The following is a 26126-nucleotide window of genomic DNA, read 5'->3' on the forward strand; positions in this document are numbered from 1 at the left end:
AACGAGCACAGCTTACACAGCTGGAAGTATCGCGTTTTTCGCTATCCCCTATTCGGTTCTTGCTTACTTTATTGCGTATTTTTTCTTACCGAAATTATGGACAGTGGCGAAAAATCATAAGTTGACGACACTTGCTGATTATGCGCGTGAACGATTTGACAGTAAGCTATTATCTAGCTTGATTGCCATTGTTGGTGTACTTATGCTGATTCCTTATATTTGCCTTCAGCTAAGCGGAATTCAGGATACGTTAACTGTCGCTGGTACCAACTATATTAACGTGAATGCAGTTGTTATTATTTCATTTATTCTTGTTGCACTATATACGTTTTTTAGTGGTATCAAAGGACCTACATATACAGCCATTATCAAAGATATTCTCGTTTGGGTGATCATGCTCTTTATGGTCGTTTCACTGCCGATGATACACTTCAACGGCTGGACCCCAATGATGGATACATTAGTCAAAGAAGCGCCACAGCTTTTAACGATCCCTGAGAGCGGTCCTAAAGGCATCATGTGGTTTATGACGGCATCAGCTGTTTCCGCACTCGCTTTATTTATGTGGGCACATGCTGCTACTGGTGTCTTTACAGCCAAAAGCGCAGATGCGATCCGCAAAAACAGTATGTTTTTGCCCCTTTACAATATTATCTTAATTTTGGTCATTTTCCTTGGGCTGATTGCCTTTTTAGTTTTACCAGAAGACACAAATCCAAGATTTGCCCTTCTGCATTTAATTCAAACATCATATGGTGGCGTGATGCAGGGACTTGCCTATTCTACAATCGCACTTGCTTCACTCATTCCGTGTTCGATTATGGCCATTGGTGCGTCGAATTTATTTGCGAATAATTTATATCGTGATTTGATCCATCCCAATGTGTCACCTAAACGATTAACGCTCATTACACGTTTGATGGTATTTATCGTCATTGGCCTTGCTCTGTTATTTGGGATGCTGTTCCCAACTGCACTTGTCACACTTCAGTTGATTGGTGTTTCAGGTATGGTACAGATCTTCCCAGCCATTGTAATCAGCTTATTTTGGAAAAAACAATCGAGAGAGGCAACCATTGCAGGGCTCATCGTAGGAATTAGCGTGACCTTTGCCGCGAACATCTCACAAGTCACGTTCGGTTTATATGAAGGTTTTCTCGGATTATTAGCCAACGTAGTGGTCATCTTGATTTTGAATCCGTTCTTCCAAAAGAAGATCACTTCAAATTCTGTCACACATGACCTTTTTCAACGAGACAACGAAACGATTGTAAAAGAAGCGTAAACACAAGAAAAGCAGTCCCCTTCTCAGGGACTGCTTTTCTCTATTTCATGTCTTGTTTTAAGACATCAATGGCTTTTTGCATTTGTGTATCATTTTTCTTTAGCTTTTCTTGTAACTTTGTCATTAGAACCGTTGTGGTATCCCCTGTAAGAATACCATCTGCCTTCAGATCATGATCGATTTGGAAGCTTTTCACAACGGTTTGGAATGCTTGATCATATTCTCCATTTGCTTTTGCTTCATAGCCAAGGGCTTCGAACATCTTTTGCGCCGCTTTGACTTCATCTCCATTATCATTCAATTGATACGTCTTTTTCGCACTTAAATATGGCAATTTCGCATAACTCGGAAGAGATGCTTTCACCTGTGGCTCAATCCCTTTTTTATGAATCCAAGAACCATTTGGCGTTAGCCACTTTGCAATCGTTAATTTGACGCTGGAGCCATCATTATAGCTTTGGGCATTTTGTACAGTTCCTTTACCGAACGTTTTTTCACCAACAATTTGAATCCCTGATGATTGATGAAGTGCGGCTGCCATAATTTCAGCGGCACTGGCTGATCCACCATTGACGAGGACAACTGCTGGTTGATGGAATTTTCGTTCTTTTTCCGCTTTGTACACTTGTTTCTTGCCTTTTTCCTCAACTTGCATAATGACTTTTCCTTTATCAATAAAGGCATTACTCATTTCTATCGCTTCTGTCATAATGCCGCCTGGGTTATCCCTAAGGTCAATCACAAACCCTTTTGCCCCTTTTTTCTCTAGATCACTCATCGCTTTATCTAGCTCTTGGGATGTTGTTTCAGCAAAAGATGTAATTTGGATCTCTCCTATTTTATCTTTTGTCAGCTTCGCATAAACGGTTTCGAGTGGGATGGTGTCTCTTGTGATGGTGACATCAACATTTCCGACCCCTTGCCGATTCAGATGCAGTTTCACATCGGTACCTTTTTTCCCTCTAATGAGAGATACTGCTTTGTTGACTGACATTCCTTTTGTGCTTTTCCCGTCAACCTCTAAAATACGATCATGAGGTTTCAACCCGGCTTTCTCAGCTGGTGCACCTTTTATCGGGGCAACAATTAAGATTTGTCCATCTTTTTCTTCTACTTGCGCGCCAATTCCTTCAAATGATGAGGAAATGGAATTGTTAAACCCTTCTGCTTCCTCTTGATCCATATATGTGGAGTATGGATCATCAAGTGATGCAATCATTCCTTGAATCGCACCATCTACGAGTTTTTGATCATCCGTTTTTTCGTAATACTCGTTCTTTACTTTCGTATAGGCAGCCATGAGTTTGCTAAACTTCTCATCTCCTGTGACGCTGACAGTACTCTGCTTGATGATGACAAACGTAATCGCTGAGGAAAGAGCAGCCGTCACAAGAATGGCTATTGCGAATTTGAATTGTTTTTTCAAAAAAACACCACCTTTATCTTTCATTATTATCAAGGACGATTCTCCATCCGTCAACCAAATGATCAAACTTCTCAATTGAAAAGATAAGCCATTTGGCGCGATCATGCATAATCTTTAGAGAGAAACACGATATGGAAAGAAGGGATTTCATGAATGATTATGTAGAAATGCTCGCCTATTTTGGTGTATCAGGTGCACATCCTGGTGGAATGGAGTTAACAAAAGCCATGATTGAACATGTCAAGCTATCTCCTGATGAACGTATACTAGATGTCGGCTGTGGCACTGGGCAAACAGCTGCCTATTTGGGGAATTTAGGCTTTCAAGTAGACGCGATTGATACACACCCTTTGATGGTTGAAAAGGCAAACCTTCGATTTAAAAAAGAAGAACTTCCATTGACCGCTTTGAGGGCATCCGTTGAAAATCTTCCATTTGCAGATGCTACGTTCTCTCTGCTCATGAGTGAATCTGTCCTAAGCTTCACCCATTTATCAGCCGCTCTATCTGAAATCAAACGGGTTCTCATTCCCGGAAGTAAAGTCCTAGCCAATGAAGCGGTGTTAAAGGCGCCAATCCCAGCAGATCACCTCAATGTCATTAAATCGTTTTATGGGTTTCACTCTCTCTTTTCTGTAGAAGAATGGAAGGAGCAGTTAACAACGGCCGGCTTCCATCACATTCGTATTCTCTCATTTGACGAGCATATGGTACAAGATGAGCCGACAGAAATGGTCTTATCTGAGCAAATCCCCCCTTACCTTTACGATACGCTGCAAACACACTACGATCTCATTCAAGCCAACCGAGAACATCTTAGTCACATTTTATTTGAATGTACTGTGTAAAATGAGCGAATCCCCTACATGTTATGTCCAAACTCTATGATCCCTCTCGCATAAGATAAGAGTGTAAAGAGTATGTCATAAGGAGGGAAAACATGGAGCGCTACTATCAACTTTGTCATCAGCATATAGGGAAAGTAGCTAGAATCACTGATCGCAGTGGCAGGGTGCATGTCGGACGTATTGAGCGCGTGACAAACCGCAAAGTATATATCCGTCCCGTTGGCGGGTCTCGCAGAGGATTTGGGTTTGGGTATTACGGTGGATACTATGGATGGGGCCCGGCGTATGGAATCGGCCTTGGGTTTATTACCGGCTTCGCTCTAGGAGGATTACTCTTTTTCTAAAATGAAAGAAGGCCCCCAATTCACTGGGAGGCCTTTTTTTATATTTTCTTCACTTTGTTCATATATTCTTCCAACGTTAAGTCGTGATCATGCATTGCTTTTGCTGCTTCTTTCCCAACATAGCGTAAATGCCACGGTTCATATGAATATTTCGTTATATCTTCTTTTCCTTTCGGATAACGGATGATAAAACCATATTTATAGGCATTTTTTGCAACCCATTTGCCATCAGGGGTTTCACCGAATTTTTCAGAGATTTCATAACCAGCACTTTTGGATGAAATGTCCATCGCAAGTCCTGTTTGGTGTTCACTTTCCCCTGGTAACGCGACGACTTCTTGGGCTTTTTCTTTGCCTTTTAATTGGACCTCACTATCAAAAATGACTTGTTGGCGGTCATAAGAGCGATAGCCAGACACGGCAGCAAGCTCGAAGTTTTCCTTTTTTGCCTGTTTAAATAACTTCTCAAGGGCTTTTGCTGCTTCTTTCCGAATATAACGCTTTTCAATATCCTCTGAAAACGAGAATTCTACCTTTGGCACCACAAGGTCAGAAGGTTTATAAGTTCCTGGCAATGCATATTCTTTGTTGACAAGTGCTAGCACATTTTCGGGATTTTGAATCGTTTTCAGCCCACTAACAACCTTAATGTCATTGAAATATTCACTCTTTAACGTCAGCTCTTGATTCGATGAATCTGCCGTTTCGTTTGAGTTTTGCTGGGATGATGAGTTGTCTGTCTTGTTTTGTTCGCTTGTTTTGTTTGCATCCGTTGTTTCGTTTTTTTGATCCAGCAATTGGCAGCCTGTTAATGCGGCCGTCAAACCAAGAATCGATGCGATTGAGAGTATTTTCTTCATGACATACCTTCCTTTTTGCTCTACTAAAAAAATAAAGATGTGCTACATCGTAGCACATCCTTAATACTATTATAAAACAGAGTCTAGTGCAATTACGATCATTTCGTCAAAAGTAGTTTGACGCTCTTCAGCAGTTGTTTCTTCACCTGTGAGAACATGATCACTCACTGTCAAAATAGACAATGCTTTTCTGCCAAATTTCGCAGCAAGTGTGTAAAGGGCTGTTGTCTCCATCTCAATGGCAAGAATGCCGTATTGGTCCATCAGCTCAAGTGGCTTTTCATTGTAAAATTGGTCTGCGGTAAACACATTCCCAACACGTACAGCTACATTTTTTTCTTCTGCTGTATCATAGGCTTTCTTTAAAAGACCAAAGTCAGCACAAGGTGCGTAATCAATCGGTCCAAATGCCACACGGTTCATTTGAGAATCAGTGGATGAAGTCTGTGCTAAAATGACATCACGCACATTCACATCTTTCTTGATTGCTCCACACGAACCAACGCGGATTAAGTTCTGAACATCATAGCTTTGAATGAGTTCATTCACATAAATCGAAATAGACGGTACACCCATTCCAGTACCTTGTACAGAAATGCGCTTCCCTTTGTAGGTGCCAGTAAAACCGTACATACCACGTACTTCATTGTAGCACTCTACATCCTCTAAATATGTATCTGCAATGTATTTCGCACGAAGCGGATCCCCTGGTAGCAAGACCGTTTCTGCAATTTGTCCTTTTTCTGCTCCAATATGTACACTCATGTTTTAGCCTCCACTATGTTGATATGTCATTTTTCCTGTTTTATTATAAACGATTAAAACAAAAAAAGAAAATCGCCAGCTGGTTGGAATGAAAAGCTGGCATCCGAAAGGGACTTTTTACCTTATCAACATTCTTTCACTTCGTTTCCAGCCCGTTGGAAAGAGCTGATAATGGCACTTGCCTTTTTTCCTATCATCAATCACGACGATATCTCCAGTCGTCATAAACCGTGCATTATAATCATTAGGGACTGTATCATGTACATTAAATGTCGAGAAAGCCTTTTCGAGTACATCGAGGTGTGTTCGCCCGCCAATTTGTGTCCGATATACAGGCTGGTGCCCATTCGTATCACCAAAACGAGGTGTCTGGTAAATGGTCAAGTGATAGGCTGAAGGTTTCTTTTGAAATAATCTCAACGTCAATTGCATTCAAATCCCTCCCTTTTTATATAAAATTGGCTGGTATCTGTCAAATTCCTCCTTCTATTTTTGTCGAATGATACATATTCTTTCGTCAATCTTTTTAAAAAGAAGAAATAATCCTAGTCCGATCACAAAGCCACCAACCACATCTGTCAAATAATGAACACCAAGATACATCCTGCTCATGCCGATCAATATGACTAGAAGAGCTGTGATGAAGTAGACGGTTTTTTGTCTCTTTTTAAAGGTTGGGACGAGTTCGACGAATAGATAAGCCATAAATGGATAGAGCGTGGCAGCGTTCATCGCATGTCCACTCGGAAAGCTATAAAATGTTTCATCGACAAGATGCTGAAAGGACGGACGTTCTCTAGCAAACCATTCCTTCAATTGATGATTGACTGTGATTTCAATGAGATATAAAAGAAAAAGCAACACCATTGAGTGATAACGCTTATATGTAAATAGCACCACACCAACGATGAGCATGATTGGAACTAGAAGCAGGCTCATGCCAAAGTCGGTCACGATGAACATGACATCATTTAAGATAGGGAGTCTCATTGTCTCGAACCATAAAATGATATGGTTGTCCACTTCTTGAAATATACCGGATGTCATGAGCACAGCCATGGCGCCAAACATGATGAATAGAAACATGATATACACGCTGAAGAATTCCTCCCCCCTAGATTGAGAATCTCTTCAAAGTATAGTGCCTATCAAGCCTCTTCTTCAACTATCATTGCTTTCCTTAGCATATACTCAAAGGTCATATCGGCAAGCTCTAATGTTTCCACTTCCGTTGGTATGTACCCTCTTTTGATCAGCTCCATATAAAAGTATTCTGCAATTTCCTCTGTATCAATCACCACATCTGCTTCTTTCATTGCTTTCCGCCTCCTTTTTTATGATGTATGAACGCCGCCTTATTTTTATTACAGTTTGTCATAATGGCTCATTCCATACATATAAATGCAGTAAACACAAAACAAAGGGGATTGAAGCAATGAAATGGTTAAGCATATTAGATGGACAGGCATTTGATCAGGTGATGGGCCGTATCTTGAGGGGATGGTTTTATGTGATTGCATTTTTCTGTGTGCCTTATTTTTTATTCGTATTAGGACAAGTCTTTTTTTAACCAAAATGCTCTTTTAAACTTTCCAAAACAAAATCCATCATATCCTTATATTCTGGATCTTTGAAAAATTCGTAGAGAATTTGATAATCGTTATAAATATCAAGAAGCTCATCCACAATAGATACAGCAAGGAATTCTAGAGATTCGTCACTTTCTTGTTTTTCTTCTAACTGCAAAAGTGCTGTTTGTACCATATCGTCTTCTATTTCATTTGCATTTGACGTCTCTCCAACATAGTGGACAAAAAGAAGCTGATGAACAAACTGATCAATCTCGTACTTTCTTAAAACAAGTGTTAAATCTTCCTCTTCTGTTTCAAGCCACTCTCCATCTTTTAACCTCGTCAGCTCGTAAATGACATCTTCCCATCCATCCTCAACGTAACGCCAAATTTCCGTTCGATGGCCAACGATCTTAAAAAGTTCTTTTCCGTAATCTTTTACATATACCACATCGCCAATGAGGAACTCATATTCAATGTCCAGCTTTTCAGTATCCACAATCACTCCATCATACTCATCGTAAAGCTGGATTGATGTTTCAAAATAAAGCACCTCATTATGATTGACCTCGTATAGATAGTGCTGGTCAATTTGATGGACTTTTGTAATCGTTCCGACTGTGCCGTACATGACAACGACGACAATATCCCCTACTCTATACTTTGGTGCTTTCGCCTTCATTTTGTCTCCCCCTTGCCCGACTTTCGCTCTTAACGTATCGTATGCCGGTGGAAAGAAATCTGCATGGGCAACAACACCATGCAAATCGCCATTTTATTTCTTCATTAAAAAACCGCCTCTCCCTATTGGGACAAGCGGCAACGTTTAGCTCTTTTTCACTTCTATTTCGTATTGTTCAAATGCCTCATCAAATGTGGCCATCGTACGTAAATAATCTGCGTTTAATTCTAAATATGCACATAACTCATGATAATCAGTAGAAGCTTTCGGAAAGCTATGATCTTCATAAGCCGCATTGGCAAAACGACTGATTTCATCCTTTGGTTTGGGATGTCTATATTTCATTAAATAATGGTAGAACGACTTCACCTATATTTCCCTCCGCGACACTCTATTTTGTTGTTATATTATACAGTAAATTGATCACTTGTATAGGCGGAGGTACAACTTAAGAGGAAAAATCAAAGTAATTTCTCTTTAACAATCGCTCCATCCTCATTAATGTGTCATATGTGATGTTTTCTGGAAGTTTTGTTTGGTCTACCAATATCAATTGATCTTCTATCTCTTTCACCGTTTCATCCTTCTGATACGTCATGCCGCAATGTGTGCAGGAAATAGACGGCGTTTCTCTAATTTCAATTGATTGGGTGCCAGTGATTAACTCCCAATAGACTGTGGTTTGCGCTTCTGTTGCTTTCTTTTCCTCACACCAATCACATGTCAGCACGGTTATTGTTCCTCCTTTACAATCTGATCTTTTTTGAGCTGTGCCTGATATTTCTTTTCTTTTAATTCATCTCGTTTTTCTCGTTTGTTTTTGAGCGTATCATGTTCAGGATTTGTCTCATAGTCTTCTCTGCGTTTCATACGGCTTAAGTTTTCAGGAGTAAACGATCTGGCTTCATCTTGAAATAAAGCGGTCACTCCAATAGCAGGCTCTTCTTTCTTTTCATAGATTTCATTAAAATATGCATCTGCCTGCCCTGCTACGTAATGTTCTGGTTCTGGATAGGAGGTAATGACGCCCTCAAAGTTGCGGAGAACGACTTTCTCAGGACTTTGCGATAATAAATAATTAGGCTGTAACGCAATTTTCCCTCCGCCTTCTGGCGCATCCACAACAAAGCTAGGCACTGCATAACCACTCGTATGGCCTCTTAACCCTTCAATGATCTCAAGCCCTTTCGAAACAGGCGTTCTAAAGTGGCCAATTCCTTCTGATAAATCACACTGATAAATATAATATGGTCTGACGCGAATCTTCACGAGATCATGCATGAGCTTTTTCATGATCGGCACACTGTCGTTTATTCCAGCAAGAATAACAGCTTGATTGCCTACAGGGACACCGGCATTCACAAGGCGCTCACATGCTTCTTTTGCTTCTTTTGTGATTTCGATGCTTGTGTTGAAATGGGTATTCAGCCAAACAGGGTGATACTTCTTCAAGATGTCACATAATTCATCTGTGATTCTTTGTGGAAATACAACCGGGGCACGTGTTCCAATCCGAATAATTTCAACGTGCGGGATGTCACGTAAATGTTTCAAAATGTATTCTAACACTTGATCATTGATTAATAACCCATCACCGCCTGAAATGAGTACATCTCGCACCTCTGGTGTGCTCCGAATATACCCAATCGCTGCGTCTAATTGCTTTTTAGGAACCCCCATCCCAATCTGACCGGAAAAACGTCTTCTCGTACAATAGCGGCAATACATCGAACACTGATTTGTGACAAGAAACAAGACCCGATCTGGATAGCGGTGCGTTAAACCCGGAACAGGTGAATCCTCATCTTCATGAAGCGGATCTTCAAGGTCATATTTTGTTTTATGAAGCTCTTTTGCAATGGGCACAGATTGCATACGGATCGGACATCTTGGATCGTCTGGATTCATCAGTGAGGCATAGTACGGTGTAATGTTGAGTGGAATGGTCTTTGTGGAGATCTTCACCCCTTCTCTTTCCTCTTCGGTTAAATTCACTACTTTTTCTAAATCATCAAGCGTTTTGACGGTATGCGTCAGCTGCCAAATCCAGTCGTTCCATTTTTCTTCAGGTACGTCTTTCCACAGCTCAACGTCCTTCCAATGTCGCGCAGGTTCATACAATTTATGATTCATCTTCATTCCCCCTATCAGCATTCGCTTTATACTATGCAAGTTATGTGCCAACATGGGAAAATGCCCCTCTTGTTTACAAAAGGAGCATTTTGCTTTGAATCTCAGGTTAATCACGTGCCTGTTTTTCGGCATCTTGATATTTTTTTAATTTATACTGTAAGGTTTGCCGAGGCACCTTTAACGCTTGTGCTGTTTGTTTCACATTTCCCCTATGTTCCTCTAATGCTTCTTGAATTAATGTTTGTTCATATAAGGTGACTTGAGTTTTTAAGGATCGCGTCTGTGAGGTGTTCTTTTCTTTTTGGACATGTAAATGTGCCGGAAGATATGCCCGGGTGATCTCTTCCGCTTCCTTTGGCATCATAAGTACCGCATGCTCGATCGTATGTTTTAATTCTCTCACATTCCCGGGCCAGTGATGAGCAAGGAATAATTGCTTCGTTTCTTCAGAAAGGCGTGTGACCGCTTTGGAAAACTGATCGTGGTAGACTGTTATAAAGTGGCGAGATAGTAGCTCTATGTCTTGTTTTCTAGCTCTAAGCGGCGGGATGTGAAAAGAGGATACATGCAGTCGATAAAATAAGTCTTCTCTTAAGATACGCTTTTTCACGGCTTCAAATGGGTCCATATTTAAAGCCGCAATGACCCTAACATCGACTTTTATGGCCTTTACATCACCGATCCGGCGCACAACACCATCTTCTAAAACACGTAATAACTTCGTCTGAAGCGTGATTGGCATTGCTTGCAATTCATCAAGAAACAGCGTACCGCCATCCGCTAATTCAAAAAGACCCTTTCGATCCAGCGCACCTGTATAGCTCCCTTTCACAGAGCCGAACAGTAGACTCTCTAGCAGCGATTCCGGAAGGGCGGCACAGTTTTGCGGAATAAACACCTGATCTTTTCGGTCTGATGCTGAAACAATTGCTTGGACAAGCACTTCTTTTCCAGTTCCAGTTTCTCCGAAGACGACAACAGATGATGGATAGGCTGCTGCTTTTTTTGCTCGATGAAGCATGTCCTTTAATTGAGGGTCATTTGTTATAAAGGAAGAGAAATCATGCATGTCACTCGTCACAGTGATGTCATTCGTCCGTTTTTTTTGTTCTAAGCGACTCGAGAGTGCCGACAGTTTTGACACATCCTTCGCTACTTCAACTGCTCCTATTAACTTTCCTTTTTCGATCATTGGCAATGTCGTGTTGATGGTTTCAATTTTTTCACCGTTTTTGTTCATATAGGTTTGCAAAGAATGATAAACCGGCTTTCCTGTTCTTAACACATGAAGGAATGTACTTGTTTTCTCTGTTAATGATGGGTACACATCAAGAATGTATTTGCCGATCACTTCTTCTTTGTCTAAACAGTCAAACTTCGCTGCATTTTGATTATAAAAACTGGTCACTCCTCGCTCATCGACAACGTGTATCGCTTCATCAATGGCCTCTAAGATCAATTCAAACCAATCTGCTCTTTCGACGATCTTCCCCATCCTCTCTCCTCACTTTCAGCGCCGAAAATTCGGCATGGAATGCCCGATTTTTAGCCGCTCCGTTATGTTCATTTGTCCCCTATGCTTTTCACGTTTCGCTTTTACCAATCGATCTCCTTCTTTTTCACCAAAAAAACACCCCTCTTATGAGGAGTGCTTCCGCCCTGAAGTTTCGTAAAGTGACATATTAAACTCACGAAACGATTCCATATACAGTGGTACAATGGACTTTCCTTCTTGAAATAAAGAAAATTGAGAAGGATATAGTTTGATTGGCTGATGATAAAATGCAAATACCTTTACTAGCTCAGGTGCAATGCGGTAAAAAGTATCATGCACAAATAAATAAACATCTTGCTTCCATTTAAAAAGTCGACGATTTGGTGGACTGAACACTGGAGTTGTTTGAATGATTTTGCCATCTTCAAAGCTCTGAAGCCATTCATTTGAAATGGAATAGATCTCCTTTTGATGAAATTGAAAATATTGCAGATCACGTTTCGAAGCAAACCGTCTTTTTTTCTGATCTTCCATATAATAATATGTTTTACCTTGGTCTGCTGTTATCACAGTATAATTGGGCACCGCGAGCTTATGCTTCTTTTCATATTTCATTGCACATAGCAATGGTACACGAATGGCACGGCGATTTTTTTCATTTACCCATTGTTTATCAATCTCATGAAGATTCCCATGCGCGATTTGAAAATAAGTGTCACCTTCTTCAATCACCGTCCCGTCGATTAATTCATACGGCATACTTGAAAACTGGTGATGAAAGGATTGTGGCGTTTTGTAAGTGGTATCAAGGATATCTGTTATTGGAAAAAACGGTGCAAAGTGATTCAACCTCATCCAAAAAACTGAATCTGCATGATGCCAATGCTTCGGTGCATCATCCCAATAATGTCCGTATTTTTCATAAATAAGTGGGAGTAAACTGCTTCTGTGCATGACCGAACAATGATCTACTTGGAAAGCCGCATGCGCTAACACCTGCTCCGCTTCACGAATGAAAGTCGTTCTCTCAAGCGACTGGCCATCTACATGTATGACTCGCTGTGAGGAATAGACGATATCAATATGAGGTTTTGACTGGAATACTTTCACCATTTTTTCCAAACGATCCTTATGATAAATGGTATCATCGGTTAAATAACAAATGAGCTCACCTGTTATCTGTGATAAAGCTTCATTAATAAGGGTCGCATAACGCACGGTCATCAGTCGTTTTGCAGAGAGAACCATATGCGGATAAAGCTGTATGCGCTCATCTCCTAAATAGGGCTCTATTTTTTTGATGGTTTCTTGTTCTGATCCATCATCCATAATAAAGAGCTCCCAGTTTGGATATGTTTGTTCTACCATACTCCTTAACACACGATCAATGAAATCAGGTTTATTGTAACTTGTTAAAATGACCGATACTTTCATCATATTGATTCCTTTTTTATCAGATTAAAAAGCCCCCCAGCTGACAATGTTTGCATAAGGAACACTTATTCTTAATTGATTTGTTGCATTTTTGAATACTGCTACTGTATCAAATAGTTCGACGACAATCACATTTTGAAGCACATCTCCATTGACCAAATGAACACGTGGTACTGGAATGCCTAGTTCCAACCATGGAAGTAGCAATTCTTTGACTTCTGACACTTTTTCTTCTTCACTCTCTTCTATTAATCGAAGAAGAAGTAAAATCAATATCACTTCAAACATCCCTTCAACTTCTAGCAATTCATCATTCCACCCATTCAATAATTGTTCAAAATCCATTTCTAAATCCCTCATTTCTCTTTTTATCTTTACTAGAGTATGAAGATTGCATCATTTAGCATCAGCATTTGAAAACATTTTAGAAAATGTGTGAAGTCATTAATTCAGAGAAAATCTGTTGATTGTGCATTCTGCTTATACACAAAAAAATGAACGGCATATACATAGTGGTGTGTTTGAATTGATGAAGGAAGGACGTGAAAAAATGAGCGACAAGCGTGCCGAGTTAAGAAAGGAACTAATGAAGCTATTCTTCAAACCGATCACCGATTCTTTAACAGCCAATCTCGAGGAAGGAGGAGTAAAAATGGACGAAAAATTGAACGATTTATTAAGTGAAGTGGCAGCTGATGCATTACCTTCAGATACTGCTACAACGCTCGATGTATCGCAACCAGCTAGATGGATTTTTGCTAGACTTGCACCAGGAACTGTCATTAGCATTGTCACGGACTCAGGAGATTTAATTGGTCCAGTCCAATTTGTTTCATTCGATGCTAAAAATGGTGTTGTATTCGTTACACAAGAAAGCTCAGTGACACCTACAGGCTCCGCAACAACTTTATTAGATGTAGATAAAGTAGAAAGTGTTACGTTTACATCTTAAGGTAAGTGGGAGATCATGAAGCTACTTTATATTAGCTCTGGTTATGGTGGAATCTATCAGACTTTTGATCAATGGATAGAGGATCACTTCATTGATTCACCATACTTTTCATTTTTAAGAATAGAAAGAGATTCTCTACATTGTCACATGCACAAAATCCGGACATTTTCTCCGGATTTTGTTTTCATGATGATCGGGGATCATGTTCCGAGAGATGTCCTTCATCCATTCAAACAAGAAAAAATTCCAGTAGTCCTTTGGATGACAGAAGATCCGTTTTATTCAGACGTGTCAGCGACATGTATTCATGATGCACACATCATTTTAACGATTGACGAAGCGGCACTCCCCTTCTATAAGCAATTGGGAGCTCACCATGCACATTACGTTCCTATTCCAACAAATACACGTGTATTTCATCAGAAGGAGCCAGAATTAGATACGTTTGCCTATGACATCACTCTCATTGGGTATCCCTATCCAAATCGCATCAAGGCGATCGACACACTATTGAATGAGCGAAAATGGCGGATGTTAGTCTCCGGAAAGGAATGGCATCGCTACTTAAATAAATCACGCAGGTCGCACCCAAATCTCACCCTTTCGACCAATTGGCTAACTCCTGCACAAATGGTTGATATCTATCATCAATCAGCCATTGTCCTGAATCCACATCGACCTTTTCAATTTGCCTACAATCGTAACAAAGCGAAGATTCAAAATATGAGTTTGAATAATCGAGCGTTTGACATCGCTGCAAGCGGCAGCTTTCAATTGACAGATCTGAAGCCGCCAGATGCTTTTTCAAGTATCGTTTATTACACTCATGAGGACGCATTAATGGAACAGGTCGAATATTATGTATCAAACGAAGAAAAGAGAAAAGAGATTTCACTGCAAAATTATAGGCAAGTTGTTCTCTGGAATACATTTGACACGCTGCCATATAGACTATATGAAATCGTCAAAAGCGCCCTATAAATGGGGCGCTTTTTCCATTATGTCGCTTCATCGGCCTCTTTCCGTACGAACAATTCTGCTTCCGCTTTATGGCGATCCTCTTCACTTTTAACCACAAGCGAATTTGTCTGATTCATCATATACGCTCCGACAAATCCTTCTAATACAGAATGAATGCATTCCTTCGCGTAATGAACGTGAAAAACATATATCGCGTCATTAAGACGTCCATACGTTTGAAGCGGCTTTTCATTTTGAATGAAAAAATCATGATTATCTTTATACAAAGTCGCCTCATGGCTGTCATGCAGTGTCCACGTTTCATTCGGATTCTCTAATGCTTCTGTAAAAGAGGCAACACAATCATAGTTTCCTTCTACAAGTAGCTGCAAGCATCTCTCAATATCTGATGGCTGTCTAAGAGGAGATGCTGGATGCAGATACAGCACAAGATCAAACGTCTTCCCCTCCCGTTCTAAATAAGCTAGTGCATGCTTCACAGCTAGTAATGAAGGATTTGCCTCCTGTGCATGTGTGCTTGGAAGCTCAATGATATTCGCTCCATAGTGAGACGAGATGATTTGAGTGTTCACATCCTCAGCGGATACGATGATTTCATCTAATTCAACCATTTGAAGGAGCGGATGGATCGTCCAATAAATAAGCGGACGCCCCGCGACTACACGAATATGTTCATCGTGACGATCTTGCCTACTATTAAAAGCTGGAATCACGGCTAAAATTCTCTTTCCCCTATACATGTCTTCTCTTCTCCTCTCGCCATCAACTCTATCAACAAACGATTTGAGCAAATGGCAGTATTGAAGTGTATTTCTCGCATTTGATCTACTTGTTCTTTTATCTCTTTATATTCTATTAAGCAGACAAGCAGTTGGTTATCATCTGTTCACCTAATTTATAGATCAAGTGGTTCTTTTCCTCAAACGTCTTACGCGCTATCACATATGATGCAAAGTAGAGAAATGAGAGTTGGGGGATTAGATATGTCTAAACAGATAGAAATGAGTGTGAAAAGCTTTTTCCGTGACAAAACCATTCTAGTCACAGGCGGTACGGGCTCCATTGGTCGGCAAATCGTCAAAACATTAACGACATGTTCTCCAAAGAAAATCATTGTATTTAGTAAAGATGATAGCAAACAATACATGATGAAAAATGAATATGCCACACACCCAGAGGTAGTATTTGCCCTTGGAGATGTGCGAGATGCAAACCGCGTAAGGCAGCTAGTAAAAGGTGTGGATATCATCTTTCATGCAGCCGCGCTAAAACAAGTACCTACATGCGAAGATAACCCGTTTGAAGCTGTACAAACCAATATTATCGGTGGTCAGCACATCATTGAAGCAGCGCTTGAACATGAAGTGCGACATGTGGTGAATATTTCAACAGACAAAGCTGTTGCTCCTACAAACGCAATGGGGGCAACAAAATTGATTTCAGAAAAACTATTTTTCCAAGCAAACGAAAGCATTTCGAATCAACACACATCGTTTTGCTCTGTACGATTTGGTAACGTTCTTGGATCAAGAGGATCCGTCATTCCAATCATGCTTCAGCAACTGCTCAATGAAAAGCCTTTGACTGTCACAGATACTGCAATGACGCGTTTTTTCATGTCAATTGAAGAAGCTGTGTCACTGACGCTTGAAGCAGCGATTATGATGCAAGGCGGGGAAACGTTTATTCTGAAAATGGAGTCATTGCAACTAGCCGATTTATTGACTGCGTTTCAAGAATACGCTGCACAAATCAATGTCAAAGCACCTGAAATTCTTGTGATTGGAAAAAGACCGGGCGAAAAGCTTCATGAAGAACTAACCTTCCCGTTTGAAGCAGAACATCTATTTGAATATGAGCAGTTTTATGCCATTTTACCGAGACCGCATTTGCATCCAGACTTTCAAAAAGTTCATCTTCCCCATTACACTTCCAACGAAGCGCCTCTCATCACAAAAGCAAAACTATTTCACATCATAGAACAATTGCATCAAACGCATCATAAAAAATAAAAAAACGTCACACGGAAGCATATGCTTTCCATGTGACGCTTTTTATATTAGTCAAATAATGGTTTTAGATCACCGTAGCCCTCTTTTTCAAGATCTTCCTTTGGGATAAACTTCAAAGCGGCAGAGTTAATACAATACCGAAGTCCGTTCGGCCCTGGGCCATCTGGAAAGACATGACCAAGATGAGAATCAGCCGTTTTACTACGAACCTCAGTCCGAACCATTCCATGGCTCGTATCCATCTTCTCTTCTACTTCTTGATCTTCAATCGGTTTGGTAAAACTCGGCCATCCGCAATGGGCATCAAATTTATCTAAAGAAGAAAACAGCGGCTTGCCTGAGATGATATCTACATAAATGCCTTCTTCTTTGTGATCCCAATATTCATTTTGAAATGGCGGCTCCGTCCCATTATTTTGGGTCACTTCGTATTGCATACGATTTAATTCTTTTACCCGCTTCGCTTTCTCATTTTCCATTATTTATCACTCCAGTGAGATTCAATAAATCCTGCTCTGCCTGAACCAACATGATATCGTTCATAGTGCAATTTGTTCTTTTTATAGTAGTGCTGATGGTGTTCTTCTGCTGGATAAAAAGGACCAGCATCTAAAATTTCAGTCACGATTGGCTTTTGAAAAATCCCGCTTTGATTCAGCTTCTCTTTTGATTCTTCTGCAAGCTTACGTTGCTCGTCATGATGAACATAAATGCCCGTACGGTAGGACTCGCCTCTATCACCAAATTGTCCACCATCGTCCGTCGGATCGATTTGCTGCCAGTATAGTTCTAATAGTTTCTCATATGGGAAGACGTCAGGATCAAACGTGATTTGAACCGCTTCTCGATGTCCTGTCGTATTTGTACATACTTCCTCATACGTTGGATTCACAGTATGTCCGCCAGTATACCCTGATTCAACTTTCTTGATTCCCGGCTGTTCGTCAAAAGGTTTAACCATACACCAGAAACAGCCTCCTGCAAATGTGGCTAATTCTTGTTTTTCAGACATATTAGTGCCCCCTTCATTTAAAAAATGGTATCATTATCTTATAACATGACAAAGAATAATGAAAATGATACGACTTATTTTCCGATCATGCGATCAACTGATTCTTCTCGTATCTTAAAATATGATGGGGGTTTTATGGATTGGAACAAAGAAAACAAATGATGTATGAAATGGATACTTTACTGAGAACCGTTTTTAAGCAGATTCGCTATGAAATTAACAACCTGCTCGAAAACGAATTATCTCGGAATGAATTTCTTATATTGAATTTGCTCCGTGAACAAGGGGCTAAAAAAGTAACTGAATTCGCCTCTGTGCTTGGCGTATCAGCCAGCCATATTACAGCTGTCACAGACACGCTTGTTGAAAAAGGCTGGATCACGCGCATTCGTTCAAAAGAGGATCGTCGCATCATTAAAATTCATTTAACGGATAAAGGAAAAGAAATTACTGAGCATTTCGAAAAAAAGAAAACGGACTACTTTATGGAACGTTTTGAATCATTTGATGATGAAGAACTCAAAACGATGATCAAATTATTCAAAAAGCTTGATAAAACCCAAAATGTGCAAGCATAGATTTTAGCGCCAAGGACATGCTACGGATAAAAAGAGGTGGATTGCAGTATGCCAAGCCCTTATCTTTGTCCAAACTGTAAAACAAACAGAACGCGCTTTAATCTCATTGAGCAACTTTCAGAACCTGTCAAGCTTGACCCAGCCACTGGAGACATTATCGAAACGTATGAAAGGGACTCACTTTCTCCTTTTCATATGAGCTATCAAGGTCCTCAAATCAAAGTACAGTGCGGTGTGTGCGGGTTAATTGAGGATGAAAAAACGTTCATTAAACTAGCTGAATATCATCAATATTCTTCCCCTTCTTAACCGAGTAGCCTGACAGAAAACGTCAGGCCTTTTCTATGTTCTTTTGCCTATACAGATCGTCCCGCTGGTGCATACGCTACAAATACAACACTGTGAGAGAAAGTAGGGATATGGATATGCAGCAGCCCTTTGATATAAATGAATTTCCAAGCGTTCGTACCTCTTCTAATTTCCCCCAAAATAACACTTCTCGAAAAGCGATCATCCGGCTATTTCATGCAGCACCTGATTTGAATGAGCTCGCTGTATATGTCAATGGTCATCAAGTGACAGATCAAATGCCTTATGGTCGGCTGACAGCTTATATGGAATGGGAAGAAGGAGTATACGACATAGAGGTTATCCGCTTGACGACGAAAGAAAGAGTACTCTTTTCTCGAATGGTCCTCAAGGAGAACGAAACCTATACATTATGTATGACCGGTGCTCGTACTGGTTTTGCTTTGCTAACAGAGCCGCATTATCGTGTCATCAACTTAAATGAACGAGCAGCTCTTACTTTTGTTCAGCTGTCTCCTGACCTGCCTCCGATTGATGTATACGAACGGGAGCAAAACATTCTCTCAAAAGATCTTGGCTATGTGAATAGCAGTCAAATCCATTATTTCACTCCCAGTAAGTATCATTTTGAATTAAAAGCATCTGGTACTCAAAGTGTACTGCTTGATATCCCAAAGGTGAACTTGCAACAAAATCGTGCCTATATCATTTTCCTTCATGGGTTTGCCAATGGAGAACCTGAATTAATGGCAAAGGTTGCCCTCTCTGGACAAATATAAAAAAGAGTCTTCCAAGTTGGAAAGACTCTTACGATACATCTTCTGTTTTTTCTTGCTTTTGAAATTCAAAAGCAAGAATCATCGTCCCTAAAAATAATGCACAATAGGAAACATTTAGATAAAGCTGATCCATATTATTTGCTTTTAAATCATTGGCAGCATTGAAGCCAAAATAAGCAGCAAATAAAAACGACAGCAAACTAAAATATTGATAGACTTGCTTCATGATTTCACCCCTAACTAGCCATTTCTATTGTTGTGGATGATAATAGGAGAATTCAATGTCATCGTTCTCAAGATCAATTTTGTTTGCTTTGACATACATGCCATTCGTTAGTGGCATTTCCGAAAGGCGAACCTCGATCGTCTTTTGATCTGGTTTCACATGAACGAATTCCGGTAGTTCATAAAATCGCCCCATATAACTCAAAACAAAACTGATCGGAATGCTCAATTGACCGATTGAAAAGTCATCCACTTTCAGTAATACATCACCATTTTCTTCAACAGATGGTGTAAACGATACATTGGCATCGATCGTTGAAGAGAAGGCTTTGATCGCCCCAGTCACTTTCACGTCTTGATCAATTGCAACATGAAAGTCCGGCATATTACTTGATCCTTGATTTTTTAAATAATCATTCACAAAGCTGGTCAGCGATTCTTTTGAGCTAGAAATATCAAAAGAATATTCACTGCTTGCTGCTTTTTTGGAAGCAGATTGATCACCTGGAATCAGCATCAAAATGCCGGCAGCCATAACGATCAGTAGATTCATTGCAAGTAACATAAAAAATAAGCTTTTCCATTTTTTCATATCAGTTCACCCTATTCCTTAGGCAGTCCTTCTTTTTTCAGTTGTGAGAATAAACGATTTGCCATAAGAGAGTACCCCTTTTGGTTTGGGTGGAATTCATCATCTGACAGTATTTTTTCATCGAATTCTTCTTCAAAGAGATCTGTCACATTGATCATATGTGCATTGCCGTCTTTTTTTAATTCTTTCTTGGCGACTTCATTCCAATCTTCCACAACTTGATCAATATCTTTCAGTTCAGACAGACTGAACTTAAATGGATTGTACATACTCACATACATGATCTTGGCATGATCATTGTGCTCTCTCAATTGCGTGAGAATGGTTTTAAACCGCTCCTCAAAAGGACCTTGCTCTTTTTGAAAAGGGGCAAAAGTCAAATTAAGTACGTTTTGTTGGACAACGTGCATTAAATCATTACCACCGATGGTAAAGAAAATATAATCTGCATCTTTTAGCCCATCTTGAACCTTTTTATCTTTTAATCTTTTTAATAAATCTACGGTTCTACTGCCTTTAATGGCATAGTTTTTTAATGTAACAGATTGCACGCCGTCAATCGCTTCCATCTTATCGCGGGTGATGCCTGCATATCCTTTTTTATTCTGGTCTCCGATTCCTTCTGTTAAGGAATCTCCTACCGCTGCAATGGTCATATGTTCTTTTACCTTTTGTGTGTCTTCTAGATTCGCTTCTTTTGCAGAACATGCAGAAAGAACAAGAGCTAGAGACATCACAACCATAATCAAACGAGCCTTCAAACGATGATGTCCCTCCTTTTTCTGATTAAAAAAGTGTATCATGTTTTCGCTCATTTGAACATACTTATGCTAGCTTTGATGAAGTGTTTTAATGTCAGTGATGATTTCATCATATGGTGTATTTTGGACTCCATCATAATTCTTCATCACTTTTCCTTCCTGATTGACAAGGAAGAACAATGATTGATGAATCACTTGGTCTTCATCCTCAGGCTTCTTTACAATCGTTTTAAAGCTTTTCATCGCAAATTTTTCAATCTCAGACTGAGAATAGCCAGTGAGAAAATCCCAATTTTTAAAGGTGAGTGGATATACTTTCGCAAATTCCTTTAGTTTTTTCGGTGAATCCACTTCAGGATCAACACTAAATGAAATGATATGTGCATCCAACTTTTCTTCTTTCAGACGCTTTTGAAGCTCTGTCATATGAGCTGTCATTGGTGGACAAATCGTTTCACAGCTTGTGAATATGAAATCCGCAACCCACACTTTTCCCTTTAAATCATCTAGTGAAACCTTTTGACCATCTTGGTTTTGATACTCAAACGGTTCGATTTGATAATTTAATGCATTTTCGATTTGTCCATTTGAACACGATGCTAAAAGAAGCACGCTTATGATCATAAGCGCACCAAACAAAGCTCCCCTTTTTCTAAACATGGCATGTCCATCCCCTTTTTCAATCAATCAGTATAAAAAGTAAAGCCTATGGCTCCTTTTCCAGTATGACAGGAAATAATTGGTGTTGTGTAGGCGATATCTATGAGGGCATCAGGTGTATGATCAAGTAGCGCCATTTTCAGCTTTTCTGCAAGTTCTAATGCATCTGCATGTGCAATCCCAATGGCTTGAACGGTTTTTCCTTTCACAGCCTGTACATATTGCTTGGTGAGATAGCGAACAAGTGCCGAGTAGCTTCTTACATTCGCTTCTGGCGAATAGATACCGTCTGTTAAGCTAGCGATTGGTTTTATGTGTAGTAATGAACCAATTAGCGCCTTTCCTCTTCCAATCCTTCCACCTTTGACGAGATTTTCTAATGTATCAATGGTGACATATAGCTTTGTCCTTTCGCGAATTGCTTCAATTTCTCTTAATATCTCTTCAAGACTTGCCCCTTTTTTGGCAAGCTCTGCTGCTTTCACGACTTGAAATCCAAGTCCTTGCGAAATAAATTTAGAATCAACGACTGTGATATTTCCATCCACCATTTTAGAAGCGCTTTCAGCAGTTTGAACAGTGCCACTCATTCCACCAGTTAAATGGATGCTCACCACGTCGCTCCCATCTGCTGTCAGTTGTTTATATAATTCAACGAATTGGCCCATGGCAGGTTGAGACGTCTTAGGCAGTTCATCTGCAGCCTCCATTTTTCGAATAAATTCTTCTGGTTGCAAATTCACGCGGTCAACATAATCAACGCCAGAAATGGATATATTGAGCGGGATCACATGAATAGAAAGTTCATCGAGCTTTTCTTGCGGAAGGTCTACCGTTGAATCTGTTACAATTTTAATTTGTTTCAATATCGTCTCATCCTTGCTGTCTTAGTCTTTACATATGATTTTACCTTATTTCATGCATTCTTCAAAATACAAGTCATAACGTTTTTGAAATTGTCACAATTCCCTTACTAAATGAAAAAAAACCTTGCCAAATTGTATGAGTCGCCATTCTGATACGACTCCTTACATACTTTAGCAAGGATTCCATTTCATGCGTTATGCTTTAAGGTAAGCTCTTGATAGATCTTCTCATAAGTGCTCCACTTGACGTTACGTTTCACATCCTCCCTGAAAGAGTATATATCCCTCTTTCCTTTAGATACATAGACTTTTTTCAAGAAAGCATCAAGTCTAAGGGTGAGCATGAAGGAATATGTCTCATCCCCCCTTAGAACTGGAATTTCAGTTACCTTGATCTGAACGCCATCCATCCGTCTAAAACATATTGTTTTGAGCAGCACGAACGATCAATCCTCTTTTCCAATCTATCTGTTAAAAATTAAATAAACAAGTGGAATAAATCTTGATCTTTGTTCACTTCAACATAGTGGAAGCCTTTTTTATTCATACGTTCAATTAACGCCGCATAGTCATCTTTTTCTTTCAATTCGATCCCAACAAGAGCTGGACCTTTGCTTCGATTATTTTTCTTCGTATATTCAAAGCGGGAGATATCATCATTTGGCCCTAATACTTCATCTAAAAACTCGCGTAGTGCGCCTGCTCTTTGAGGGAAATTCACAATAAAGTAATGCTGAAGACCTTCATAAATCATGGACCGTTCTTTAATTTCTTGCATTCTGCCAATGTCATTATTTCCTCCACTGACAATACAGACGACATTTTTGCCTTTGATCTCATCACGATACGCATCTAATGCCGCAATTGGCAGTGCGCCAGCAGGCTCCGCTACGATCGCACATTGATTATAAAGCTCCAAAATGGTCGTACACACTTTTCCTTCTGGTACAAGGCTTATTTTATCAACAACGGACTGAAGGGACGTAAACGTCTGATCACCAATGCGCTGCACCGCTGCCCCATCCACAAACTTGTCAATGGATTCAAGTGTGACAACCTCCCCTTTTTCATTGGAAGCATGTAATGATGCTGCACCAAGAGGTTCAACTGCGATGATCTCGGTTTCTGGGGCAATATTTTTAAAATATGTACCAACACCAGAAAGGAGACCTCCACCACCCACACTTGCAAATAAGAAATGAGGTTCGACTTCGATATCGTTTAATATTTCGACGGCAGTAGTTCCTTGTCCTGCCATCACATCCAAGTCATCAAATGGGTGAATAAATTCACGTTTCTCTTCCTCACCGCATTTTACGGCTTCATGATAAGAATCATCAAAGGTATCTCCGGTTAAGATAATTTCAACGTACTCTTTTCCGAAAAGCTCTACTTGAGATACTTTTTGTCTTGGCGTTGTGGCAGGCATGAAAATTTTCCCGTGAATCCCTAAATGCTTACACGAATATGCAACACCTTGTGCATGATTCCCTGCGCTCGCACAGACAATGCCGTTTTCTAGTTTATCTTTTGGGAGCTGGCTCATCTTATTAAAAGCGCCTCTTAATTTAAAAGAACGTACGACTTGTAGATCCTCTCTTTTTAAGTAGACATTACATTCATATCGTTCTGAAAGTCGCTCATTTTTTTGAAGGGGTGTATGAATGACCACATCCTTCAAATTTTGATGGGCTTTTAAGATGTCTTTCACTTGGATTAACGAGTTTTCTTTGAGCAACGGTTTCATGTACAAGATCCTTTCTCTTTATAACCTTATTTAATTTGTCATTATAACATGAATATTCAAAAAATAAACCAATAGATCACGGATCACTTATCATTTTTTAAGATTTTTTCGTTTTTCTATACAATTGGTTCAATTGGGTGTTATAATAAAACCAATTAGAACCACATAGAAAGGAATCACTTTATGACAACCAGCGCATTTACATCCATCTACGGAGAGCATCAAGCGCTCAATCACGCCATTCATTTAGCAAAACAATTCTCAAAAACACCGTGTCCCGTTTTCATTACTGGGGAAATTGGAACTGGAAAATCACTGTTCGCTCAAGAGATGGCAAAAGCTTATGCGCCTCACATCTCAATGAAACTGATCTACTGTCCTATGATGAATGAAGAAACATTAGAAAACATACTTAGCGAAAAAGCACAACACGTTCTTTATTTTGACGAAATCAGTGCATTAAGTGTTCAAATGCAACATCAAGTCATTCATTTCTTAAAGACGTCACATACAACGAAAGTCATCGCATCTTCGTCATTCTCTTTAGAAGCGCTAAGAATCTCTTCAACTTTTTTACCAGAACTATTTTATCGTCTCAATGTTCTCCATCTATCCATTCCGTCTTTAGCCGATCGAAAAACAGATATTCCAGTCTTAACGGCTGCATTTTTTGAGGAGTTGGGCATTTACGCTGAGATTGATCCGAGCGTGTGGGAAGCGCTCCAGGCGTATTCATTTGATGGACATGTACAAGAGCTTAAAAATATCGTTCATTATGCAGCCGCTATCCTTGAGGGCAATACGATGTTCTTGCATCATTTACCACCTTTTGTTTTATCACCGCCTCACACTGCGCTCAAAGGAAAAAAAGAAGAACACCAACTGACGCTAATGGAAAAACAAGAGTTTGTCTTTTTACTTGAGGCGATTAAAACACTGAATGAAAAAGGCGAAGCAGCCAGCAGACGTATCTTGTCTGAGCTAAGCAAACAAGGTGACATCCCGCTCACCCCGCAGCAAGTAAGAAGCCGCTTAGATGATCTTGAGAAAAAGGCATATGTCACAAAAGGAAAAGGCAGAGCTGGAACAAAGATCACACTTGAAGGCCTGTCATTTCTCAAATCGATTGATATTCCGAATCATTAAAGGAGGACATTTATGTTTACTGTAAAAGAAGAAATTGCAAATGCTGTCACACATGGTATTGGGGTGATTTTATCCATTCCCGCCATTGTATTTCTGGTTTTATTCGCTGTTCAATATGGAACCGTCACAGATATTATCAGCTTTTCAATCTTTGGCGCATCGATGTTGCTTCTCTATTTAAGCTCCACCCTACTGCACAGCATTCAGAACAAAAAAGCGAAAGATGTATTTGAAATCCTCGACCATTCTGCCATTTATGTATTGATCGCTGGTACATATACGCCCTTTTTACTTGGCCCGTTAAAAGGCGCACTAGGTTATACACTTCTGGCGATTGTATGGGCGCTTGCTGCAGGTGGGATTGTTTTTAAAATCTTTTTTGTCAAACGTTTTATCATTGTATCGACCATTGTCTATTTATTAATGGGCTGGATGATTATCGTCGCCATTAAGCCTCTATATATTCAATTAACAGGCGCAGGATTTGGTTTGTTATTGTTAGGTGGGATTTTATATTCTGTTGGGACGATCTTTTATATATGGCGCAAAATTCCCTACCACCATGCCATTTGGCACAGCTTTGTTCTCGGCGGGAGTGCTTCTATGTTCTTTTGTATCCTTTTCTATTGCGTCAACATTCCTGGCGCGTAAAAAAACCAGCAC

35 protein-coding genes are annotated in these 26126 nt (G+C 39.9%); 12 read left to right on the forward strand and 23 right to left on the reverse strand.

Annotated elements, in window-relative coordinates; translation table 11 throughout:
* A partial coding sequence (locus tag AB1K80_RS14555) for a sodium:solute symporter family protein (protein WP_412857469.1) occupies positions 1-1285 on the forward strand: 1285 nt, incomplete at its 5' end.
* 40 nt (positions 1286-1325) lie between these two features.
* Here AB1K80_RS14555 and AB1K80_RS14560 read toward each other — a convergent pair.
* Positions 1326-2711 (reverse strand): S41 family peptidase, encoded by a 1386-nt coding sequence (locus AB1K80_RS14560; protein ID WP_412857471.1) that lies wholly within the window; start codon positions 2709-2711, stop codon positions 1326-1328.
* A gap of 149 nt (positions 2712-2860) precedes the next feature.
* Between AB1K80_RS14560 and AB1K80_RS14565 the strand changes: the two genes are divergently transcribed.
* Both AB1K80_RS14565 and AB1K80_RS14570 read left to right on the forward strand, forming a co-directional pair.
* Positions 2861-3559, forward strand: coding sequence for a class I SAM-dependent methyltransferase (locus AB1K80_RS14565; protein WP_412857473.1), 699 nt, complete (start codon positions 2861-2863; stop codon positions 3557-3559).
* Positions 3560-3651: 92 nt separating this feature from the next.
* Positions 3652-3903, forward strand: coding sequence for a hypothetical protein (locus AB1K80_RS14570; RefSeq protein WP_412857475.1), 252 nt, complete (start codon positions 3652-3654; stop codon positions 3901-3903).
* A gap of 38 nt (positions 3904-3941) precedes the next feature.
* Here AB1K80_RS14570 and AB1K80_RS14575 read toward each other — a convergent pair whose 3' ends face one another.
* The 5 genes from AB1K80_RS14575 to AB1K80_RS14595 all read right to left on the reverse strand — a co-directional run bounded on the left by AB1K80_RS14575 (position 3942) and on the right by AB1K80_RS14595 (position 6844).
* A complete protein-coding gene (locus AB1K80_RS14575; protein WP_412857477.1) occupies positions 3942-4763 on the reverse strand; it encodes a D-alanyl-D-alanine carboxypeptidase family protein in 822 nt (273 codons plus the stop codon).
* 69 nt (positions 4764-4832) lie between these two features.
* On the reverse strand, positions 4833-5528 hold the full coding sequence (deoD, locus tag AB1K80_RS14580; protein WP_412857479.1) for a purine-nucleoside phosphorylase: 696 nt from the start codon (positions 5526-5528) through the stop codon (positions 4833-4835).
* A 117-nt stretch (positions 5529-5645) separates the two neighbouring features.
* Positions 5646-5960, reverse strand: coding sequence for a YodL domain-containing protein (locus tag AB1K80_RS14585; RefSeq protein WP_412857481.1), 315 nt, complete (start codon positions 5958-5960; stop codon positions 5646-5648).
* Positions 5961-6014: 54 nt separating this feature from the next.
* On the reverse strand, positions 6015-6614 hold the full coding sequence (locus tag AB1K80_RS14590) for a phosphatase PAP2 family protein (RefSeq protein WP_412857551.1): 600 nt from the start codon (positions 6612-6614) through the stop codon (positions 6015-6017).
* A gap of 62 nt (positions 6615-6676) precedes the next feature.
* The gene (locus AB1K80_RS14595) at positions 6677-6844 is read right to left on the reverse strand and encodes a YozD family protein (RefSeq protein ID WP_412857483.1); all 168 of its coding nucleotides are present in this window, start codon (positions 6842-6844) and stop codon (positions 6677-6679) included.
* A gap of 119 nt (positions 6845-6963) precedes the next feature.
* On the opposite strand from AB1K80_RS14595, the gene AB1K80_RS14600 reads away from it, so the two are divergent.
* Positions 6964-7098, forward strand: coding sequence for a hypothetical protein (locus tag AB1K80_RS14600; RefSeq protein ID WP_412857485.1), 135 nt, complete (start codon positions 6964-6966; stop codon positions 7096-7098).
* On the opposite strand, the gene AB1K80_RS14605 is transcribed toward AB1K80_RS14600, so the two are convergent.
* The 7 genes from AB1K80_RS14605 to cgeC all read right to left on the reverse strand — a co-directional run bounded on the left by AB1K80_RS14605 (position 7095) and on the right by cgeC (position 13188).
* The gene (locus tag AB1K80_RS14605; RefSeq protein ID WP_412857487.1) at positions 7095-7781 is read right to left on the reverse strand and encodes a hypothetical protein; all 687 of its coding nucleotides are present in this window, start codon (positions 7779-7781) and stop codon (positions 7095-7097) included. The genes AB1K80_RS14600 and AB1K80_RS14605 overlap by 4 nt on opposite strands.
* Before the next feature lie 144 nt (positions 7782-7925).
* Positions 7926-8150: a YozE family protein gene (locus AB1K80_RS14610; protein WP_412857489.1), complete on the reverse strand. Its 225-nt coding sequence runs from the start codon at positions 8148-8150 to the stop codon at positions 7926-7928.
* Between the two features lie 79 nt (positions 8151-8229).
* On the reverse strand, positions 8230-8511 hold the full coding sequence (locus AB1K80_RS14615; protein WP_412857491.1) for a YokU family protein: 282 nt from the start codon (positions 8509-8511) through the stop codon (positions 8230-8232).
* A gap of 2 nt (positions 8512-8513) precedes the next feature.
* Entirely contained in the window at positions 8514-9914 is a 1401-nt protein-coding gene (ablA, locus tag AB1K80_RS14620) for a lysine 2,3-aminomutase (protein ID WP_412857493.1), read from the reverse strand.
* A gap of 106 nt (positions 9915-10020) precedes the next feature.
* Positions 10021-11409: a sigma-54 interaction domain-containing protein gene (locus AB1K80_RS14625; protein ID WP_412857494.1), complete on the reverse strand. Its 1389-nt coding sequence runs from the start codon at positions 11407-11409 to the stop codon at positions 10021-10023.
* 144 nt (positions 11410-11553) lie between these two features.
* Positions 11554-12843, reverse strand: coding sequence for a glycosyltransferase family A protein (locus AB1K80_RS14630; protein ID WP_412857553.1), 1290 nt, complete (start codon positions 12841-12843; stop codon positions 11554-11556).
* 24 nt (positions 12844-12867) lie between these two features.
* Entirely contained in the window at positions 12868-13188 is a 321-nt protein-coding gene (gene cgeC, locus AB1K80_RS14635) for a spore maturation protein CgeC (protein ID WP_412857495.1), read from the reverse strand.
* Positions 13189-13393: 205 nt separating this feature from the next.
* Between cgeC and AB1K80_RS14640 the strand changes: the two genes are divergently transcribed.
* Together AB1K80_RS14640 and AB1K80_RS14645 are read left to right on the forward strand one after the other, a co-directional pair.
* Entirely contained in the window at positions 13394-13795 is a 402-nt protein-coding gene (locus AB1K80_RS14640) for a hypothetical protein (RefSeq protein WP_412857496.1), read from the forward strand.
* A gap of 15 nt (positions 13796-13810) precedes the next feature.
* Entirely contained in the window at positions 13811-14776 is a 966-nt protein-coding gene (locus tag AB1K80_RS14645) for a DUF3880 domain-containing protein (protein ID WP_412857498.1), read from the forward strand.
* 17 nt (positions 14777-14793) lie between these two features.
* Here the strand turns inward: AB1K80_RS14645 and AB1K80_RS14650 are convergent, their stop codons facing one another.
* Positions 14794-15516 carry a cytidylyltransferase domain-containing protein gene (locus tag AB1K80_RS14650; protein WP_412857499.1) on the reverse strand — a complete coding sequence of 241 codons (723 nt, stop codon included), beginning with the start codon at positions 15514-15516 and terminating at the stop codon, positions 14794-14796.
* A gap of 243 nt (positions 15517-15759) precedes the next feature.
* Between AB1K80_RS14650 and AB1K80_RS14655 the strand changes: the two genes are divergently transcribed.
* On the forward strand, positions 15760-16788 hold the full coding sequence (locus AB1K80_RS14655; RefSeq protein WP_412857500.1) for an SDR family NAD(P)-dependent oxidoreductase: 1029 nt from the start codon (positions 15760-15762) through the stop codon (positions 16786-16788).
* A gap of 47 nt (positions 16789-16835) precedes the next feature.
* On the opposite strand, the gene msrB is transcribed toward AB1K80_RS14655, so the two are convergent.
* Both msrB and msrA read right to left on the reverse strand, forming a co-directional pair.
* A complete protein-coding gene (gene msrB / locus AB1K80_RS14660; protein ID WP_412857502.1) occupies positions 16836-17267 on the reverse strand; it encodes a peptide-methionine (R)-S-oxide reductase MsrB in 432 nt (143 codons plus the stop codon).
* Entirely contained in the window at positions 17267-17800 is a 534-nt protein-coding gene (gene msrA, locus AB1K80_RS14665; protein ID WP_412857503.1) for a peptide-methionine (S)-S-oxide reductase MsrA, read from the reverse strand. Before msrA ends, msrB begins: the two co-directional genes overlap by 1 nt.
* Before the next feature lie 140 nt (positions 17801-17940).
* Between msrA and AB1K80_RS14670 the strand changes: the two genes are divergently transcribed.
* The 3 genes from AB1K80_RS14670 to AB1K80_RS14680 all read left to right on the forward strand — a co-directional run bounded on the left by AB1K80_RS14670 (position 17941) and on the right by AB1K80_RS14680 (position 19466).
* On the forward strand, positions 17941-18378 hold the full coding sequence (locus AB1K80_RS14670) for a MarR family transcriptional regulator (RefSeq protein ID WP_412857504.1): 438 nt from the start codon (positions 17941-17943) through the stop codon (positions 18376-18378).
* Between the two features lie 48 nt (positions 18379-18426).
* Positions 18427-18687 (forward strand): DNA alkylation repair protein, encoded by a 261-nt coding sequence (locus tag AB1K80_RS14675; protein ID WP_412857506.1) that lies wholly within the window; start codon positions 18427-18429, stop codon positions 18685-18687.
* A gap of 116 nt (positions 18688-18803) precedes the next feature.
* A complete protein-coding gene (locus AB1K80_RS14680; RefSeq protein WP_412857507.1) occupies positions 18804-19466 on the forward strand; it encodes a DUF4397 domain-containing protein in 663 nt (220 codons plus the stop codon).
* A 28-nt stretch (positions 19467-19494) separates the two neighbouring features.
* Here the strand turns inward: AB1K80_RS14680 and ypmT are convergent, their stop codons facing one another.
* From ypmT to ilvA, 7 genes are all read right to left on the reverse strand, one after another.
* On the reverse strand, positions 19495-19692 hold the full coding sequence (gene ypmT, locus AB1K80_RS14685; protein WP_412857508.1) for a protein YpmT: 198 nt from the start codon (positions 19690-19692) through the stop codon (positions 19495-19497).
* Positions 19693-19716: 24 nt separating this feature from the next.
* Positions 19717-20283, reverse strand: a complete 567-nt coding sequence (locus AB1K80_RS14690) for a YpmS family protein (protein WP_412857509.1) — start codon at positions 20281-20283, stop codon at positions 19717-19719.
* Positions 20284-20294: 11 nt separating this feature from the next.
* The gene (locus tag AB1K80_RS14695) at positions 20295-21044 is read right to left on the reverse strand and encodes an SGNH/GDSL hydrolase family protein (protein ID WP_412857510.1); all 750 of its coding nucleotides are present in this window, start codon (positions 21042-21044) and stop codon (positions 20295-20297) included.
* A gap of 69 nt (positions 21045-21113) precedes the next feature.
* Entirely contained in the window at positions 21114-21704 is a 591-nt protein-coding gene (locus tag AB1K80_RS14700) for an SCO family protein (RefSeq protein ID WP_412857511.1), read from the reverse strand.
* A gap of 23 nt (positions 21705-21727) precedes the next feature.
* Positions 21728-22570 carry a DegV family protein gene (locus AB1K80_RS14705; RefSeq protein WP_412857512.1) on the reverse strand — a complete coding sequence of 281 codons (843 nt, stop codon included), beginning with the start codon at positions 22568-22570 and terminating at the stop codon, positions 21728-21730.
* A 188-nt stretch (positions 22571-22758) separates the two neighbouring features.
* A complete protein-coding gene (locus tag AB1K80_RS14710; protein WP_412857513.1) occupies positions 22759-23010 on the reverse strand; it encodes a DUF2535 family protein in 252 nt (83 codons plus the stop codon).
* Between the two features lie 38 nt (positions 23011-23048).
* Positions 23049-24317, reverse strand: coding sequence for a threonine ammonia-lyase IlvA (gene ilvA, locus AB1K80_RS14715; RefSeq protein WP_412857514.1), 1269 nt, complete (start codon positions 24315-24317; stop codon positions 23049-23051).
* Between the two features lie 183 nt (positions 24318-24500).
* Here ilvA and AB1K80_RS14720 point away from each other — a divergent pair, with 183 nt between their 5' ends.
* A complete protein-coding gene (locus tag AB1K80_RS14720) occupies positions 24501-25463 on the forward strand; it encodes a sigma 54-interacting transcriptional regulator (RefSeq protein ID WP_412857515.1) in 963 nt (320 codons plus the stop codon).
* A gap of 12 nt (positions 25464-25475) precedes the next feature.
* A complete protein-coding gene (gene trhA, locus AB1K80_RS14725; protein WP_412857516.1) occupies positions 25476-26114 on the forward strand; it encodes a PAQR family membrane homeostasis protein TrhA in 639 nt (212 codons plus the stop codon).
* The last annotated feature ends 12 nt before the right edge of the window (positions 26115-26126 follow it).

The sequence above is a fragment of the Bacillus sp. 179-C3.3 HS genome, from assembly GCF_047229225.1.
In the GTDB taxonomy this organism is placed as follows: Bacteria; Bacillota; Bacilli; order Bacillales; family Bacillaceae; genus Bacillus.